Consider the following 15,832-nt stretch of genomic DNA (forward strand, 5'->3'; position numbering starts at 1 on the left):
GGTTATCTTGGCACTCTGGCGATTATCATCAACGGCGCTGAAGTAGTCTTTAAATGTATCGATATCCACGGTATCTATCCCGAACTATTTTAGAATCTGCCTATATGATCACAGCCAGAGGTGATCGTCAAACCGATCCTTTTTTGGTTAAAAAACGTTCGCGATCTCGCCCTGGGGGATGAGACGTCCAGCTCGACTCAGCCGGATTTCAATGCCGACGTGCAAGCCTTACTCGATCGAGACACCAAAATTGATTTTACCTTACAGGGCAAAAATCAGTCTGTGCCGGTGCCCACCTTTTTATTGATGAACCCTAACGACGGCACCTTAAATTTACCGACCGGCGCTGATAATACTCTAAGTAATCCGCGCGCGGCGATGAATACTATGGATGGCTGGTCTACCAGTATGCCTTTGGTATTTGATTTTAAAGGCACTGGATTGGCCGATGGGCTTGTCTATAAGGGGGTTTACCTGGTTAAACTTACCGAGTCGCTTACTGGAGACAATCCGCTTCCAGAAAAGGTACTCACGCTCGGTAGCGATTTCAATGCTGTCACCAGTGCGGCGACGGATACGCTGACAATATTACCCACTCGCGACCTCGCGCCGGGCAGTGAATACATCGTGGTGATTACCGATGCGCTGGAAAATATAAATGGTAACCCCGTGGGCACGTCAACGAGCTATGCCTCATTAAAGTCGACCAATAAAAACTATACTGGAACGGCATTAGAAAAACCGGCAGAAGTCATTAAAGGTGTGGAGAAGTTGGCGAAAGCCGCGGGTGCTAATTCAGCAATCGTCTATTCTACCTGGTTCTCAACTCAATCGGTCGGTGACAGCTTAAACTACACCAAGCAAGCCACGGCGGCTGGGTTTGATGCTGGAAGCCTAGCTGCTGTATGGAAAGCGGGCGCCAACCCCAATAATGCTGATTTATCGGATGCCTACACCATCGATATTACCGGCACTCAGGATTACGAAACAGCCTTAACTGAGGATACCCAGTTTACCCAGTACTTTGATCCCAATGATGCGGATAATATTAAGACGACGCTCAAGGCAGCGTTTAGTGGCGTCAATGTTGAGGTGAGCAAAGGCACCATCAAGCTACCTTACTATCTGGAGACTGACAGCGAGTGGAATAGTCAACCGTTTGAGTCAGCAACGCCCAGCTTGGCGAAAGTGTTGAATGTACTGCAAGATCCCGAGCAGAAAGCGACCATTGCCGCGCAGCTTACCGATGCTGGTGTTGATATTGCGGTACTGACTGGCGATGATACATCGAAAATTGTGCCTGAGCTCTTTAAGCTCGCCGGTGTCACCTTGACCAAAGCGGATGGCAGCCAGCTAGATCCTGAGCGGATTCTTACCCGCTACAGTCCAGTGCCGCAGATTAAATCGGTGCAAGAAGTCCCTTTCTTGCTGTTTACACCGACAACGGTTGATAGCAATACCAAACTGACGATTTATCAGCATGGCATTGGCTCGGCAAAAGAGAATGCGTATTTCTTTGCGCCTAACTTTGCCAATGCAGGCCAAGCGGTGATGGCGATTGATTTGCCGCTTCACGGTCAGCGTAGTTTGGATGCTCAACGCTCTGCCAATGCCGATGTGATCGCATACCTGAACCTCAATAATCTGGCCGTGGCGCGTGATAATATGCGTCAGAGCACGCTGGATGTGATGGGGGTACGTGCAGGCTTAACACACACGGAGCTAGCGGGTGGCTTTGCGGGCACGCCATTGGCGTCTATGTCGTCTTTTACAACCTCAGCACCACGCCTACTAGGTCACTCATTGGGCGGCATCGTTGGCACTACGGCGTTGCCGCGGCAAACCGTGAAAACAGTAATGGACTGGATGCACTTTATAAATTTTCTGCGCTAAGCGTGGCTAATTCTGGGGGGCAAATTGCTAACTTGCTGCTAGGATCGGACTCATTTGGTCCCTTGATTAAGCATAGTGTCGCCTTTACAGGCAGCGCTGCTTATCAGACCTTTGCGGGTAATAATTGCACCCTAGATAACAGCGCAGAAAACAATGTGATTTGCTATAAAACCTTTGAGGCGACAGGCTCAGTGAATGCGCGCGCGGAAGTGAAGGGCGTGATTCAGCAGTTTAATTACGCTGCTCAGACACTACTCGATACCGTCGACCCATACACGAACGCGACGTATATTGATGGTAGTACGACGCCGATTTATATGCAGCAAGTCGATGGTGACGACACAGTACCGAACAACGTCGCCTACACGGTTCCGGGCATTGTGGATAATTTCGCTGGCTCTGAGCCATTAGCTGCGAAGCTTGGTTTACCAACCATCAATGCCAGTTCGCCCGCTGCGCAAGGTGGCCAGAACTTTGTTGACTTTGCCGGTGAAAACGCGAGCCATAGCACCTTTATTTTCCCGCAAACGGAGGGGCTTGCAGAGCAAGCCGTGCACGCTGAAATGATCCGTCAAGCGGTTGATTTTGGTTTAGATAAGACTTTGGACAATGTTGATAATTCAAACGGTGTGTTGAATTAACCGACGCGTTATTACAAAAGCTGTCATCAAGAGAAAAGCGGCTTCGGCCGCTTTTTCTTATTATCATGACGTGATGTTGTATTGATTAACGCGATGATTAAATAGCCACACCGTTCGTCACTATTTCTTGCCCTTGATTTCACGTAAACTATTCTCAATTCCACCGTATTGAATCGAATGATGCTTATGTCTTCTTTATACTCTTTTCCCAATGTTAACCAGGCTTACCATGCCCATGTTTACTATGATGCCGACACCGAAGCCGATGTGATTTATCAGACTGCTTCTGCGTCGTCACTGCCGATTGATCTTGGCCGTTTTCATCGCAAATGCGTGGGTCCACATCCGAAATGGAGTTTTCAAATCTCATTTGACAAAAACGCATTCGATGAGGTGATGGCGTGGCTTGAAGATCACCGTGGTGATTTAACCGTTTTTTTGCATGGCGTGACGGGCGATGATTATGTTGATCATACCGACCATGTGGGTTGGTTAGGGAAGTCAGTGGCACTCAGACTTGATATATTTAAGCCCAAGTCATGACCACCTATATCAACTATCCTGCGCTACTGATTTGGCAAGGGGATGACGAACTATCGTACGCGCCAGACTCGGCGTCGCTTAAGGTGCTGAGTGAAAACCTGATCACGGAAGACGATGTGCTGGTGGATAGCCAAGGCGTTTGTTGGATGAGCCAAGACGGCGGTCAGTACTGGCAGCCAAGTGGGCAGACCATGCCACTTGGTCAGCTGGTAGCACATATCCAAGCCCATTATGCGCAACTGGATCAGTGCTGTGTTGGAAAAATGCAATTCAAAGATAGAGCCGCCGCCATGGCCAGTTTGGCGGGTGGTAAATACGTGCCATCCGGCAAGGAGTGATTGATGAGATTAGGATTCCTGTTTCTATTATCGATAGTGCTAACCGGCTGTCTAGGCATGCCTAAAGACGTGACACCGGTGAAGAACTTTGAACTTAACCGCTATTTGGGGACATGGTATGAAATCGCTCGACTCGACCATTCGTTTGAACGCGGTTTATCTGACGTTTCAGCAACCTATTCGTTGCGGGGCGACGGTGGCGTGAAGGTGATTAACCGCGGTTTTAGTGTTGAAGAGGAACAGTGGCAAGAAGCCGAAGGCAAGGCGTATTTCGTTGAAAACGATGACACGGGCTATCTCAAAGTATCCTTCTTTGGTCCTTTCTATGGCTCATATGTGGTGTTTGAGTTAGATGATGAGTACCAATATGCCTTTATTTCAGGCCCTGATCATGACTATCTTTGGCTGCTCTCTCGTACGCCCACTTTACCTAAGTCGGTCAAAGAACGTTTTATCTCTGAGGCTAAACAGCGAGGCTTTGCCACGGAAGAACTGATTTTTGTTGACCACACGCGTACCGATCCCAAGCACAGCTCGCTTTAACAAGAAGAAAATCATAATGCGAAAAACCGATAAAAAATACGACAATGTTATCCGCGAAGCACTGACTGAGGTGTGCGAGCAAACTATGAAACAGATTGATGGCTTTGAATGGCTGACGCATGAGGTCAATTACCAACGCTTTCCGCAAAGTTTAATGATCAGTTTGATGTTTTCTGATCGGCAAAAGATCGCAGATTTCAAAAACAGCGATGAATACAATACGGTGTTAAGAGCAATCCAATCACGCTTATCAGCGGCAGGGATCTCACTGAAAAACATCGCAAACCACGTGCAACTTAACACGGCGTAATCACCCGAAAACGTAAGCGAGCATCAACACCATGGAGAGGAAGTATGGAAGCAAGGATTAGCATTATTACCTTGGGAGTTGCCGATTTATCACGTTCGTATGAATTTTATCGCCAACTGGGGTTTCCAACCCATAATCATCCTGAAGAAGGGATAGTGTTTTTCAGTACAGCGGGAACGCGTTTAGCGTTATATGCAATCGACGCTTTAGCCGATGACATAAAACCCGGTATGTCTATTAGCGACGCTGGTTTTAGTGGGATCACGCTTGCTCACAACACGCATTCAAAAGAAGAGGTCGATGAAGTTTTGGCACTGGCTAAAGAGTGCGGCGGCCGAATTGTCAAACCAGCACAAGATGTGTTTTGGGGTGGCTACAGCGGCTACTTTGCCGATCCTGATAATCATCTGTGGGAAGTCGCCTATGGAGACTCTTGGCAGTTTGATGACAATGGCAGTTTGGTGTTGGACTAAGCACATTTGTGATGTCCGGCGTATAACACGGGCTCAGGCAGCATGTTGGCGCTGATATCAGTGTGTCTGACGTAATGAAAAAAGGCGCGTAAAAGCGCCTTTTGGTTAGATGCAATCCGTTTAAGCGGTTGCTAAGGACTGTGACTGACGATTAGCATGCCAGACTAAGCCAAAGCCGATAATGACCACCACGCAGGTTGACAGCATCACTGAGGTGACTGCGAACAGCCCAGAGGCGGCAAAGGCCGAGACCAAGGCACTCGCGACAAAGCAGATAATCATCTGCAAAAAGTTCAACAGACCTGCCGCCGTGGCGCTGCATGATTTAAAATCTTCCAACGCTCTGTTCACCACGAGCGGATAAATGGCACCATTGGCTGCCGCTAAAAAGCAGAATGGCCCTAAGATTACCCAAATATTGCTGACATCGGTACGCCAGCTAATCAAAAAGATGACGACCACACTGACCACAAACAGTTTGAGTAGCCAAGGCAGGATACTGTGATCCTTGAGTTTATTGAGCGCATAACGGCAGGCATAACCCCCGACGATAAACGCGATGGTTTGTGGGATGTAGCTCAGGCCGATATCTGACTCTGTGTAGCCCATTGCTGACATCACAAACGGCGACCCGGTTAAATAGGCGAAGAAGGCGGCCGAACATCCAGCAAAAATAAGCATGTTTCCGATGAACTTTTTTGATTGAAAGACTTGCTGGTAATCAATCTTAAGTTTATCAATAATTTTAGTATCTTGTGCTGGCTTGGTTAAGCTTTCTTTCTCACGCAGAGTAAGCGCAACAAAAACAACGCCTAAGGCGAGTAAAACCACAAAAATACTGCGCCAATCAAAATGCTGCAGTAAATAGGCACCCAGTAACGGTGCTAATGCCGGAGACAACGCGACCAACGGCATAATGGTTGCGAACATTTTTTGCCCAAGCTTGCCCTCATAGCGATCAATCACCACCGCTTGCCAAATCACAATCGCGCTACATGCCCCTAATGCTTGAACGAGACGAGCACCGAGTAATAGATAGATATTACTCGCGAAAAGACACACGGCAGTCGCGACAATATAGAGACTCAAACCAATTAATAGCGCAGGCTTCCGGCCAATGCGGTCGGAGAGGGGACCGTAAACGAGTTGACCGCAGGCCATGCCAAGCAAAAAGATACTTAAGGTCAAACCAATATTGGCTGACGACGTAGCAAAATCGATTTGCATGGCTTCAAAAGCGGGCAGATACATATCGGTGGCTAAAAAGCCCAGCATACTCAACCCTGCTAGCCAGAACAGAGTGATAAAAGGCACTTTTTTGTTCATTTTTTATCTCTTGATACAAAGATTAATGTAACAAGCAGTTTATGGCTAACAATCTATGCTGTGAAACGGTATGATTTGAACATACCTTTCAAAAAATTTGATGTGAATGTTTTCTTACCAAGATTTTCAGGTGATCGATATTGTGGCGCGCCGAGGCAGCTTTTCAGGCGCGGCAGAAGAGCTACATAAAGTTCCGAGTGCGGTGAGCTACACCGTGCGACAAATAGAAGATAAATTGGCGGTCACGTTATTTGAACGCCTTCATCGTCAAGTAAAACTGACCCCTGCTGGCGAATATTTTGTCGAGCAATCGCGCGAGATGCTGAAAGCGATGGCTAATATTCGTCAACAAACACAACGGGTCGCGAATGGCTGGGCGCAAAGTGTTTCACTCGCGCTCGACAATGTGGTGCGTGAAGACAGCGTCAACACACTCGTGCGCGATTTCTATGATGCGTTTCCGGATGTGGAACTCTTACTGACCATGGAGGTGTTTAATGGTGTGTGGGATGCATTGGCCGATGATCGGGCTGACATCGCGATTGGTGCTACGGCGGCAATCCCCGTCAGTGGCGCGTTCCGCTATCGAGAAATGGGCACCTTGCGCTGGCGGTTTGTCGTCAGTCCATCGCACCCACTTATGCAGTGCGAACAGCCGCTGGCTAACGAGCAGCTCGCGCCGTATCCCGCCATCTGTTTAGAAGATACCGCACGTCGTTTGCCGCGCCGCACCACCTGGCTTTTGGACAACCAGCGTCGTCTAACGGTGCCGAATTGGCACAGTGCGATGCAGTGTTTTAAAGCCGGATTGGGGATTGGTGTGATGCCTTCTCATATGGCCGAAGAAGCGATAGCCCGTGGAGAGCTAGTGGAACTGACTTTGGAAGAGCCACTACTAAGCAGCCCATGTTGTATTGCTTGGCGTTCAGATAAAGCATCGCCACCGGTGCGTTGGCTGCTCGATTATTTGGGTGATAAAGAGCAATTACAGCAGCAGTGGCTATAACGTGAGCGCAAATTAGCGAGTTTTTAGCGTCCTTCAATTTCGCGTAGCGTTTGGTACCCTGCCCAAACTCGGGTGGCTGTGGTGATCAAGCACGCGATGCCAAATACCCAAGCAATCCACGCCATGTAAGATGGGAAAAGACACATCAACACAAAGCTGGCAATGGTCTCGGTGCCTTCGGTGATCCCACCGATGTAATACAAGGATTTGTTAGCGTATACGGGATTATCGATTTGATGCTTGCTTGCCATGGTGGCAAAGGCTAAAAAGCTGGCCCCTGTGCCCATAAAGCAAAAGAGCAAAAAGCTAGCCGCGATTGCATTATTGGCCGGATCGGCGAGCGCAAAGCCCAACGGAATCGAAGCGTAGAAAATAAAATCGAGCGTAATATCTAGAAAGCCCCCCGCATCACTGAGCCCTTGCTCGCGGGCTAGCGCACCGTCAAGACCATCGAAAAGCCGATTAATGACAATAAACACAAGCGCCAGCCAATACACTTGAAATGCGAGGGCGGGCACGGCCAGTAAGCCAATAAAAAACCCGCTCATGGTAACCGTGTCGGGTTTGGCACCCCACCGAGTGAGTTGGACCGCTGCTTGTTTCAATGGCCAGCGGATCATTACAATTGCATAACGATCAAGCATTGGATAGGTACTCCTGTGGTTTGCGGGGCGTTTCGGTGCTCGGCCAGTCAAGGCGATGATCAGGATGGGCAATATCCTCGCTGTCATGAGTCACAATCACCGCCGGGATTTGCCTTTTTTCAATTTGACCAAACACAAAGGCGCGAAAATCACGCCGCAGCGGTTTATCAAGTTTACTGAACGGTTCATCCAGCAATATCGCATCGGGCTTAGCGAGTAACGCGCGTAGCACACTAATACGTGCTCGCTGTCCCCCTGATAGTTGCGACGGTGCATAGTTGGCAAACGCGGCTAAGTTAATCGCACCGAGCGCATCCAAGGCATGGCTGTATTTTTCCTTTTTGCTCATCGATGAGGGCAGTGCAAAGGCCAAGTTCTGCCAAACGTTGAGATGTGGGAAGAGTAGATCATCTTGAAATAAGATCCCAATCTGACGCTGCTCAGGGGGCAAGGTATCCAGGACACGCTGATTTAATGTTATCTCACCTTGGTAATGCATAGGTGGCTGAATATGCCCAGCGATTACCGCTAAAAGCGTTGATTTCCCGCAGCCACTCGGCCCCATCACCGTGAGGATCTCGCCAGGCGATACGGTGAAAGACACATCGCGTAATAAACACAGATCAGGCGCGTTTATGCTGAGTTGATTCACACACAGCGTCATGATTATTTGCTCCTGGTTGCGTTGCAACCGATTGATGAGGGGTCAGTCGCCGTTGCATGGCGCGACTGAGAAACGTGGCTAAGACGAAAACCAACAAGGGGATTAGCGCTTGCATCAAGCCATAGAGCCGCTAATCCGTCGATCCAATCCACTGGATAAGCTGACCGCTTCAGTCGTTAGGGTATTGATCCGTCCCGCGCCCAGCAATTGCGTGGGAAGATATTGTGCCAAGCTCACACTGGCGCCCACCGCCCATGCCAGAATAATCGCCGGCAATAGCAAGGGGAGTTTGATGCGCAACCAAGCCGTCATCGCACTCATTCCCAAACTGCGAGCGGTTTGGGTAAGCCGAGGGTCAAACTGTTGCCATGGGCCATCTAACGCTAAATAGACATAAGGAAAGGCAAAAAAGATATGCGCCCAAATCGTCGCGGGCACATGCCATTGTCCCGGTAAGCTGTACACTGCTACTTGGATCCCAAATAGAATGGACAGTTGAGGCACCAAAAGCGGGATGGCGATCACGGCTTTAGGGAGCGAACCTTGGCGAGGGGAAACCGCGCGCTCAAGGCAGCCCATGGCAAATATGACGGCCACCGTGGCACTGATCAATGCAAGCAACACACTGTTGCCAATGAGCCCACCAACGTAGGTCAGTTCCTGGCTCCAAAAGCGCAAGCCGTAACGACTGGGTAGCCAATCGGGAAATGACCAGCGCAAAGCGAATGACCAAAGTAACAAGGTTGGGATCACCAATACAGGAAAAATCACCACCGGCCACCAGAGGGTTTTTCCCGGTAACCAAGCGCGGCGTGAGCCCGTGAATTGCCAACGATTAAAGCGTTTACAAATTAGCCACTCAATAAACCGATACCCCACGAGTACCCAGCCACACAGCAAAAAGAGGACTAAAGCGCCTGCCGACGCGCGAGGGAGTAATGAGAGATCAGGATCGTTAAACCACTGCCAGACTAATAAAGCAAAGGTCGGAGGCGTGTTCGGGCCTAAAATCATCGCTACGTCGACCACCGAGAGACCATACGCCACCACTGCAAAAATAGGAAAACGCATTTTGGCGAACCAGAGTGGAAAAATCACCTTGATCCAGGTACTGGTGCGATCATAGCCGAGGCTGGCAGATACCATCGTCAAGCGATGCACATCGAGTTGGCTTAGCACTGAGAGGCTCATTAAAAGCAAAAATGGCGTTTCTTTTAGCGTGAGGGCGAGGATCAAACCGATGACATAGGGATCTTGTACCATCGACCAGGTCAGTGGCATGTCTCCGGTCAGCGGGCTAAGTACGCGGAATAGCCATCCTGAGGGAGACAATAACAACACCAGCCCGATCGCAAAGGCGACGTGAGGGAGGGCAAGCAAACCGGGTAGGCTGCGTGCGATTCGCTGCCAAAAGGGCGTTTGCCAAGTGGCCTGATAAAATCGCGAAGCTTAGTACAACCGCCAGTAGGCTGCTTGCGAGCCCGGAGACCAGTGTGAGCCAAAGTGATTGTGATAGCCCGGGCCAGCTGATGACCTCGCGCCAACCAGAGAGACTGACTTCAGCCAGTCCCAAGGCAGGTAAATACGCGAACGCGCTTGCCAATAAGCCACCAAGCCCGGGAAGCAAGGGCAGGCAGCATACCGCCAGCGTGATGGCAAATAACCAACGTGCCATAACGGTCTCTTTTATTGTCCGTAACGTTTAAGCCACGCGCTTTCGAGTGCGGTTTGCCAACTTGGATGCGGCTCTGGCTGGGACTGAAAACGGCGCGTTGTAGCGGTGTCAGGCAGTGTAACGACGGGTGGATCGCCCCAGATATCGGTGTCGGCTTTGCGCAATTGTGCTTTTTTGCTCATCAAGAAGTTGATCGCCACCTTGGCGCCAGCTTTGGCATTGGCATTCTTAGGGATTGCGAGAAAATGCGCATTGGTCAGCGCACCTTGCTTAAAGGCAAACGCCCGCGCTGATTCGGCGAGTGTGCCTGTCACTATGGCCGTTTTGGCTGCATTGGGATTGAAAGTGATCGCGATCAGGAGTTCACCATCATCTAATAATTGCATTGTCTCAGCACTGCTTGACGGAAACTGTTCCCCCTGACGCCAGGCGACCGAGTTCAGATCATCGAGATAGGCCCACAGCGGGGCGGTGATGGCCTCAAAATCGGCGGCATCGACGGGTTGATAAAGCGCTTGTCGATTGTTTGTCAGCTCAAGCAAAGCGGCTTTCAAAAAACTCGTCCCATGAAATTGGGGTGGTTTCGGATAACTCACTCGCCCGGGATGGGCTTTTGCAAGTTGCAATAGTTCAGTAAAAGAGCGCGGGGGGGTGGCGAGTGTGTTTTGGTCATGGATAAAAACCAGTTGTCCCATACCCCATGGCGCTTCCAGGCCTTCGGTGGGCACGGTAAAGTCTTCTGTGACAGGCAGGTTTTTATCGACGATTTGCCAGTTAGGTAAGGTCTCGACAAAGGGGCCATGCAATAAATCGTTATATTTCATTGATTTAAAGTTTTCACCATTGATCCAAACCATATCAACACTGCCGCCAGTTTCTTTACCAGCCGTTTTTTCTGCCAGCAAGCGATTCACTGTTTCAGCGATATCGGCCACTTTGACGTGCTTAAGGGTCACACCGTATTCACGTTTGAGCTCGCGCCCAGCCCACCGCAGATAGGCATTAATTTCTTGGCTACCGCCCCAGGCATTGAAATAGACGGTTTGACCCTTTGCATCTTGCTTTACGTGTTGCCAATCTTGGTTCGCTGGGGTTGCCAGTGCGTGACTACTGACGAGCGCGAGCATTAACGCGACTATCCACTGTTTCATCGTTCTCTCCTTATTGTTCAGTGACGCATCCAGCGTTGATATTTTTCGACCCACTGTAGCAGTTTCTCGGGTGCATGTGCCTGTTTCCATATGCCAGCGGTATATTTTACCGCCTCACTCATGGTGGGGTAAGGGTGCACAGTGCCGAGGATTTTATTCAGCCCTAAGCCATGACGCATCGCTAAGGTGAACTCGGCCAATAAATCGCCAGCATGTTCTCCCACTATTGTTACCCCCAGTATGGTGTCTTTCCCCTTTGGTGTCAGCACTTTAATGAAGCCATGATCATTGCCATCGGCGATGGCACGGTCTAGATCATCGATGCCGTAATAGGTTACTTCTACATCTTGCTGATTGGCTTCGGCCTCTTTTTCATTGAGCCCCACACGTGCGACTTCTGGCGACGTATAGGTTGCGGCTGGCATCACTGAGTAGTCGGCTTTAAAGCGTTTAAACTGACCAAACAGCGCATTGACCGCGGCATACCACGCCTGGTGTGCACTAGCATGGGTTAACTGGAAGGGGCCGGCGACATCACCGACAGCGTAGATATTGGGGTAATTAGTTTGCAAGTAGTCATTGACCTGAATGGTACCGCGATCAGTTAACGGAACGTCAAGCGTCTCCAGCCCAAAGCCTTGGGTATTGGCCTGGCGCCCCAGTGCGACGAGTACCGCATCAAACGCCACCGTTTGCTCGCCATTGGGGCCATTTAATCGCGCTATTTGCTGATCACCTTGATGGTCAAACCCAGTGACTTTGTGACGCGTTAAAATAGTGACACCGTCACGCTCGAGTGCGCTTTCAACCAGCTGCGCAGCGTCTTTATCTTCACGACTTAATAATTGATCCGCCATTTCTGCCAGTGTAACTTGGCTACCTAAGCAAGAAAAGCTCTGCGCCAGTTCAGCACCAATCGGGCCACCACCAAGCACCAACAGCCGTGGCGGCAACTCGGTCAGCGACCAAATGGTATCCGAGGTATAGTGAATGACATCCGTTAAACCTGGAATGGGCGGCAATAGGGGACGCGCTCCGGTCGCAACCACAATATTGCGGGTGGTCAGACGCTCGCCATTGACCTCGACTTCCCACGGTGAAACGATCTGCGCCTCGCCCTGAACACACTCGACGCCCAGTTTGGTGTAACGCTCGACCGAATCATGGGGCTCAATCTGAGTAATGACCTTTTTCACTCGCGCCATCACGGCAGCAAAATTGACGTCAGGCACTTGAGTGTGAATGCCAAAGGTATTGGCTTTACGGATTTCCCGCATCGTTTTCGCGGCGCGTATTAGCGCTTTAGATGGGACACATCCCGTATTCAGGCAGTCGCCTCCCATATGACCTTTTTCAATCAGCGTTACTTTTGCTTTCACTACCGCTGCGATATAGCTGGAAACCAGGCCGCCTGCGCCGGCACCAATGACCACCATATTTCGATCAAACTGACGGGGTTTGCGCCAACCCTGATAGCGTTTTCGGTGTGTTATCCACGTCATGATAAGTTTGGCAATCAGCGGAAAAAGGCCCAGCAGCGCGAACGAACCCAAAACTGACGGCGAGACCACATCACCTAGCGAATCAATCAGGGCAAGTTGGGTGCCCGCATTCACATACACTGCGGTCCCAGGCAGCATACCTAACTGACTCACCCAATAGAAGGTCCGAGTCTTTAAGGGGGTTAACCCCATTACGAGGTTAATCAAGAAGAAGGGAAAAACAGGGATAAGACGAAGCGTGAGTAAATAGAAAAGGCCATCTTTTTCAATACCACGGTTGATCGCATCCAGTTTATGACCAAAGTGATTTTGCACCCAATCTTGAAGTAGAAAACGGCTAACTAAAAAGGCGAGTGTGGCACCAATGGAGCTGGCGAATGAGACCAAGACTAACCCCCACCAAAAGCCAAATAAGGCCGCACCTAATAAGCTAGCCACCGCCGCACCGGGTAGCGATAGCGCTGTCATCACGATGTATCCAAGCAAGAAAATGAGACTCGCTTGGGTAAAATTCTGGACGATGTAGTCGTTAAGTATCGCCTGCTGTGCTTTGGCATTGTCGAGCGTCAGCCACTGGCCGAGATCGAAGCTAAACCAGAGCGCGACGATGGCGGCAATCAGTAGCCCAACAAGCATTTTTTTCGCTGACATAATAGGTCTCGTCGTTGAATAAAAAGAGGATCAGCCATTACTTTAGGACACTTTTATCCACTGATATTAAGTAACTGGCTGATTTATTGGTTACATTAAAAAACTGTGGTCTTAATCATACCCCTGATGAGACCGGGTCGATTGCAGCGTACTTTCAAATAATGTGTGAAAAACAAATGAGTGATGGTTTTTTAAACGAAATACTGTGTTGGGGGGGATAAAGCGACACCGCCTAGTGGCGGTGTTGGACGCAAACATTGCTCACAGAGAAAGTTAAATAGCAATACAGAAGTGGACTTATGAGGGGTTACTTTTCTAAGTGTTGTAGTAACTCTTGACGGCGCTGAGGTGGAACTACCGACCAGTGTTTACCGGTGATCGCGCCTTCTAGTGACCACAACAGTTCTAAGCTAAGCGTGTTGTCATGTGCTGAAGTCAGAGCTTTATATGCACCCACCGCGCCGTATTTTTGCAGCTTTTCAGGCGAGTCTATGCCCGCTTTTTTCAGCATACGCTCGGTGGCCAATCGAAGGTTAGGGAGATCTTTGAGCCGTGATGGCGTCGTTGCCGTTTTCAGTGAACGATCCTGTATGGCAACGTCGAGGGCATTTTTCGCCTCAGCCAATAGTCGTTGCTGATCGTTCCACCAAGCGTCAGGAATAGCAAAATACTTGGTGACGACCGGAAAGCCACGCTTTTTATACACATACGGAGTTAAGTCTTGTTGTTTGAGTAAGGCCTCGTTCTCTTTGCCTGCACGAAGATGGAGGGTGTTATTGACGACAAGAGCGAACATGGTGTCTTCACAAAACAGCCCAAATCCGCCGAACATGGATCGGGATTTGATATTGCCAAATTTGGCAAATAAACGCATCGCGTCTTTTAAAGCAGGTTTATCCATTTAATAACAATCTCGATGAATGTGAATGCCTATACATAAAATCGCAGTCTAACAAGGCAAACAGACAAGATTGTCAACGAACCATCAAATTCTTAGGCTTGATACATCCGATTGCTGACACTTGTATCAGCAATAAAACAACAGCGCTGGCAGCCCCGCTACCATTGAGTATCTTGACAGTAAAGCCAAGTTCATTAGGCCGGAGGCTTTGCGTCCCACGCTTTCGCGATGGTTTGCCTTGTTCAAACGCTGTTCAGAATATAATAATTAGACACAGATGTCGCCCTTGCTACGCATACAAAATGTGATCTTGGTTCATAAATCATGTAACTGATAGTTTAGGGAAAAGCTCTTCTCTTTAGACAGGCGTAAAAAAGCCACGACCCTAATAAGATCGTGGCATCGAATAAAACACTTGCTAAACCATTAGCTTAGGGTTTTGACGGAATCTCGACTAATGAGCGACAAATCCATCTCAAACACCTGTTGCTGCGTGTCGTTATCATTAATCCGACTGAGTAAGAGCTTGACGGCAGTCTTCCCCAGATCGCGTTTAGGCTGATGCACAGTCGTGAGCGGTGGTGAGTAATATTCAGTCAGGTCAATATTGTCGTAACCGATAACGGATATGTCGCCTGGCACCTGAATGCCTGCTTGGTTGAATGTGCTGATCGCCGCCAATGCCATAATATCGTTAAAACAAAACACCCCGGTGGGGCGGTTTTTCATGGTAATCAACTGTTGTGCGGCGATTTTTGCTTGGTTCGCTTCAAAATCCGCTTCAATGATCCAGTCTTGATTCACAGGGATATTGGCTTCGTTGAGGGCGCGATAAAACCCCGCAAGCCGTTGCTTACAGGTGTTCTTATCCATTTGCCCAGAGATACAGCCAATTTGAGTATGCCCGTTATCAATAAAATGTTTAGTCGCCAGATAGCCGCCTAGCTCTGCGTTATCTTCAATCCTATCGGTATCAATGTGGTGGCTGCCCCAATCCATGACGACCATCGGCAGATCGCGCTTTTTCTCTAGTAGTAGCATGAGATCTTCATTGAGATCCGAGCACACCACAATTAAACCGTCGACACGCTTTTCCGACAGCATACGTAAATAGTCACGTTGCTTTTCAAGGTTGCCTTCGGTATTGCATAAAATCAGCGTATAGCCTTGCTCGTAGCAATAGTCTTCTACGCCGTGAACGAGCTCAGCAAAAAATGGATTGGTCGATTTTGTGACCAGCATACCCAGTGTACGGGTCGTATTACATTTTAAGCTGCGAGCCACCGCACTCGGTGCATAATTCAGATCTTCAACGGCTTGCCAAACCTTTTCTGTTGTTTTTTCGGCGACAAAGCGGGTTTTGTTTATTACGTGTGAGACCGTGGTGGTTGAAACCCCCGCGAGACGCGCGACATCTTTAATCGTTGCCATCTTAATTCTTCTATATTGTGAAGCCTTGGGATCGTTACTCGCGACCTTACAGAAAAACGCCGCTGATACGCAGCGGCGCTGTCTTTCACAATCCCGGCCCATCAGACGGTTGCGAAGGTAACGAATCCGATTTCATCCAT

General features: G+C 49.3%; 13 protein-coding genes, 2 pseudogenes and 1 riboswitch. Of the genes and pseudogenes, 7 read left to right on the forward strand and 8 right to left on the reverse strand.

Going from position 1 to position 15,832, the window contains the following annotated elements; genetic code table 11:
- Positions 1 to 120 precede the first annotated feature (120 nt).
- The 6 genes and pseudogenes from DZ54_RS20075 to DZ54_RS0107885 all read left to right on the forward strand — a co-directional run bounded on the left by DZ54_RS20075 (position 121) and on the right by DZ54_RS0107885 (position 4,741).
- A pseudogene (locus DZ54_RS20075) lies at positions 121 to 2,534 on the forward strand (VolA/Pla-1 family phospholipase).
- Between the two features lie 186 nt (positions 2,535 to 2,720).
- The gene (locus DZ54_RS0107865) at positions 2,721 to 3,077 is read left to right on the forward strand and encodes a DOPA 4,5-dioxygenase family protein (protein WP_025673673.1); all 357 of its coding nucleotides are present in this window, start codon (positions 2,721 to 2,723) and stop codon (positions 3,075 to 3,077) included.
- The gene (locus DZ54_RS0107870) at positions 3,074 to 3,415 is read left to right on the forward strand and encodes a DUF4144 family protein (protein ID WP_025673674.1); all 342 of its coding nucleotides are present in this window, start codon (positions 3,074 to 3,076) and stop codon (positions 3,413 to 3,415) included. The genes DZ54_RS0107865 and DZ54_RS0107870 overlap by 4 nt, the downstream gene beginning before the upstream one ends.
- A gap of 3 nt (positions 3,416 to 3,418) precedes the next feature.
- Positions 3,419 to 3,958 carry a lipocalin family protein gene (locus tag DZ54_RS0107875; protein ID WP_025673675.1) on the forward strand — a complete coding sequence of 180 codons (540 nt, stop codon included), beginning with the start codon at positions 3,419 to 3,421 and terminating at the stop codon, positions 3,956 to 3,958.
- A 16-nt stretch (positions 3,959 to 3,974) separates the two neighbouring features.
- Positions 3,975 to 4,268, forward strand: coding sequence for a hypothetical protein (locus DZ54_RS20080; RefSeq protein ID WP_037353918.1), 294 nt, complete (start codon positions 3,975 to 3,977; stop codon positions 4,266 to 4,268).
- A 44-nt stretch (positions 4,269 to 4,312) separates the two neighbouring features.
- The gene (locus tag DZ54_RS0107885) at positions 4,313 to 4,741 is read left to right on the forward strand and encodes a VOC family protein (protein WP_025673676.1); all 429 of its coding nucleotides are present in this window, start codon (positions 4,313 to 4,315) and stop codon (positions 4,739 to 4,741) included.
- Positions 4,742 to 4,861: 120 nt separating this feature from the next.
- Here the strand turns inward: DZ54_RS0107885 and punC are convergent, their stop codons facing one another.
- Positions 4,862 to 6,067: a purine nucleoside transporter PunC gene (gene punC, locus DZ54_RS0107890; RefSeq protein WP_025673677.1), complete on the reverse strand. Its 1,206-nt coding sequence runs from the start codon at positions 6,065 to 6,067 to the stop codon at positions 4,862 to 4,864.
- A gap of 106 nt (positions 6,068 to 6,173) precedes the next feature.
- On the opposite strand from punC, the gene punR reads away from it, so the two are divergent.
- Positions 6,174 to 7,073, forward strand: coding sequence for a DNA-binding transcriptional activator PunR (gene punR / locus DZ54_RS0107895; RefSeq protein ID WP_025673678.1), 900 nt, complete (start codon positions 6,174 to 6,176; stop codon positions 7,071 to 7,073).
- 23 nt (positions 7,074 to 7,096) lie between these two features.
- Here punR and DZ54_RS0107900 read toward each other — a convergent pair whose 3' ends face one another.
- The 7 genes and pseudogenes from DZ54_RS0107900 to DZ54_RS0107930 all read right to left on the reverse strand — a co-directional run bounded on the left by DZ54_RS0107900 (position 7,097) and on the right by DZ54_RS0107930 (position 15,692).
- On the reverse strand, positions 7,097 to 7,717 hold the full coding sequence (locus tag DZ54_RS0107900; protein ID WP_025673679.1) for a CDP-alcohol phosphatidyltransferase family protein: 621 nt from the start codon (positions 7,715 to 7,717) through the stop codon (positions 7,097 to 7,099).
- Complete coding sequence (locus tag DZ54_RS0107905; RefSeq protein ID WP_025673680.1) at positions 7,710 to 8,381, reverse strand: ATP-binding cassette domain-containing protein; 672 nt, start codon at positions 8,379 to 8,381, stop codon at positions 7,710 to 7,712. Before DZ54_RS0107905 ends, DZ54_RS0107900 begins: the two co-directional genes overlap by 8 nt.
- Positions 8,341 to 10,056, reverse strand: a pseudogene (locus DZ54_RS20085) (ABC transporter permease). Before DZ54_RS20085 ends, DZ54_RS0107905 begins: the two are co-directional and overlap by 41 nt.
- A gap of 11 nt (positions 10,057 to 10,067) precedes the next feature.
- Entirely contained in the window at positions 10,068 to 11,207 is a 1,140-nt protein-coding gene (locus tag DZ54_RS0107915) for an ABC transporter substrate-binding protein (RefSeq protein ID WP_025673681.1), read from the reverse strand.
- A gap of 17 nt (positions 11,208 to 11,224) precedes the next feature.
- Positions 11,225 to 13,360 carry a dihydrolipoyl dehydrogenase gene (gene lpdA / locus DZ54_RS0107920; protein ID WP_025673682.1) on the reverse strand — a complete coding sequence of 712 codons (2,136 nt, stop codon included), beginning with the start codon at positions 13,358 to 13,360 and terminating at the stop codon, positions 11,225 to 11,227.
- A gap of 307 nt (positions 13,361 to 13,667) precedes the next feature.
- The gene (locus tag DZ54_RS0107925) at positions 13,668 to 14,261 is read right to left on the reverse strand and encodes a TfoX/Sxy family DNA transformation protein (RefSeq protein WP_025673683.1); all 594 of its coding nucleotides are present in this window, start codon (positions 14,259 to 14,261) and stop codon (positions 13,668 to 13,670) included.
- Positions 14,262 to 14,406: 145 nt separating this feature from the next.
- A riboswitch (cyclic di-GMP riboswitch) is annotated at positions 14,407 to 14,509 on the reverse strand.
- Positions 14,510 to 14,687: 178 nt separating this feature from the next.
- Positions 14,688 to 15,692 carry a substrate-binding domain-containing protein gene (locus tag DZ54_RS0107930; protein WP_025673684.1) on the reverse strand — a complete coding sequence of 335 codons (1,005 nt, stop codon included), beginning with the start codon at positions 15,690 to 15,692 and terminating at the stop codon, positions 14,688 to 14,690.
- Between the last annotated feature and the right edge of the window lie 140 nt (positions 15,693 to 15,832).

Origin of the sequence: Salinivibrio socompensis S35 (assembly GCF_000513715.1) — a bacterium.
GTDB lineage: Bacteria > Pseudomonadota > Gammaproteobacteria > Enterobacterales > Vibrionaceae > Salinivibrio > Salinivibrio socompensis.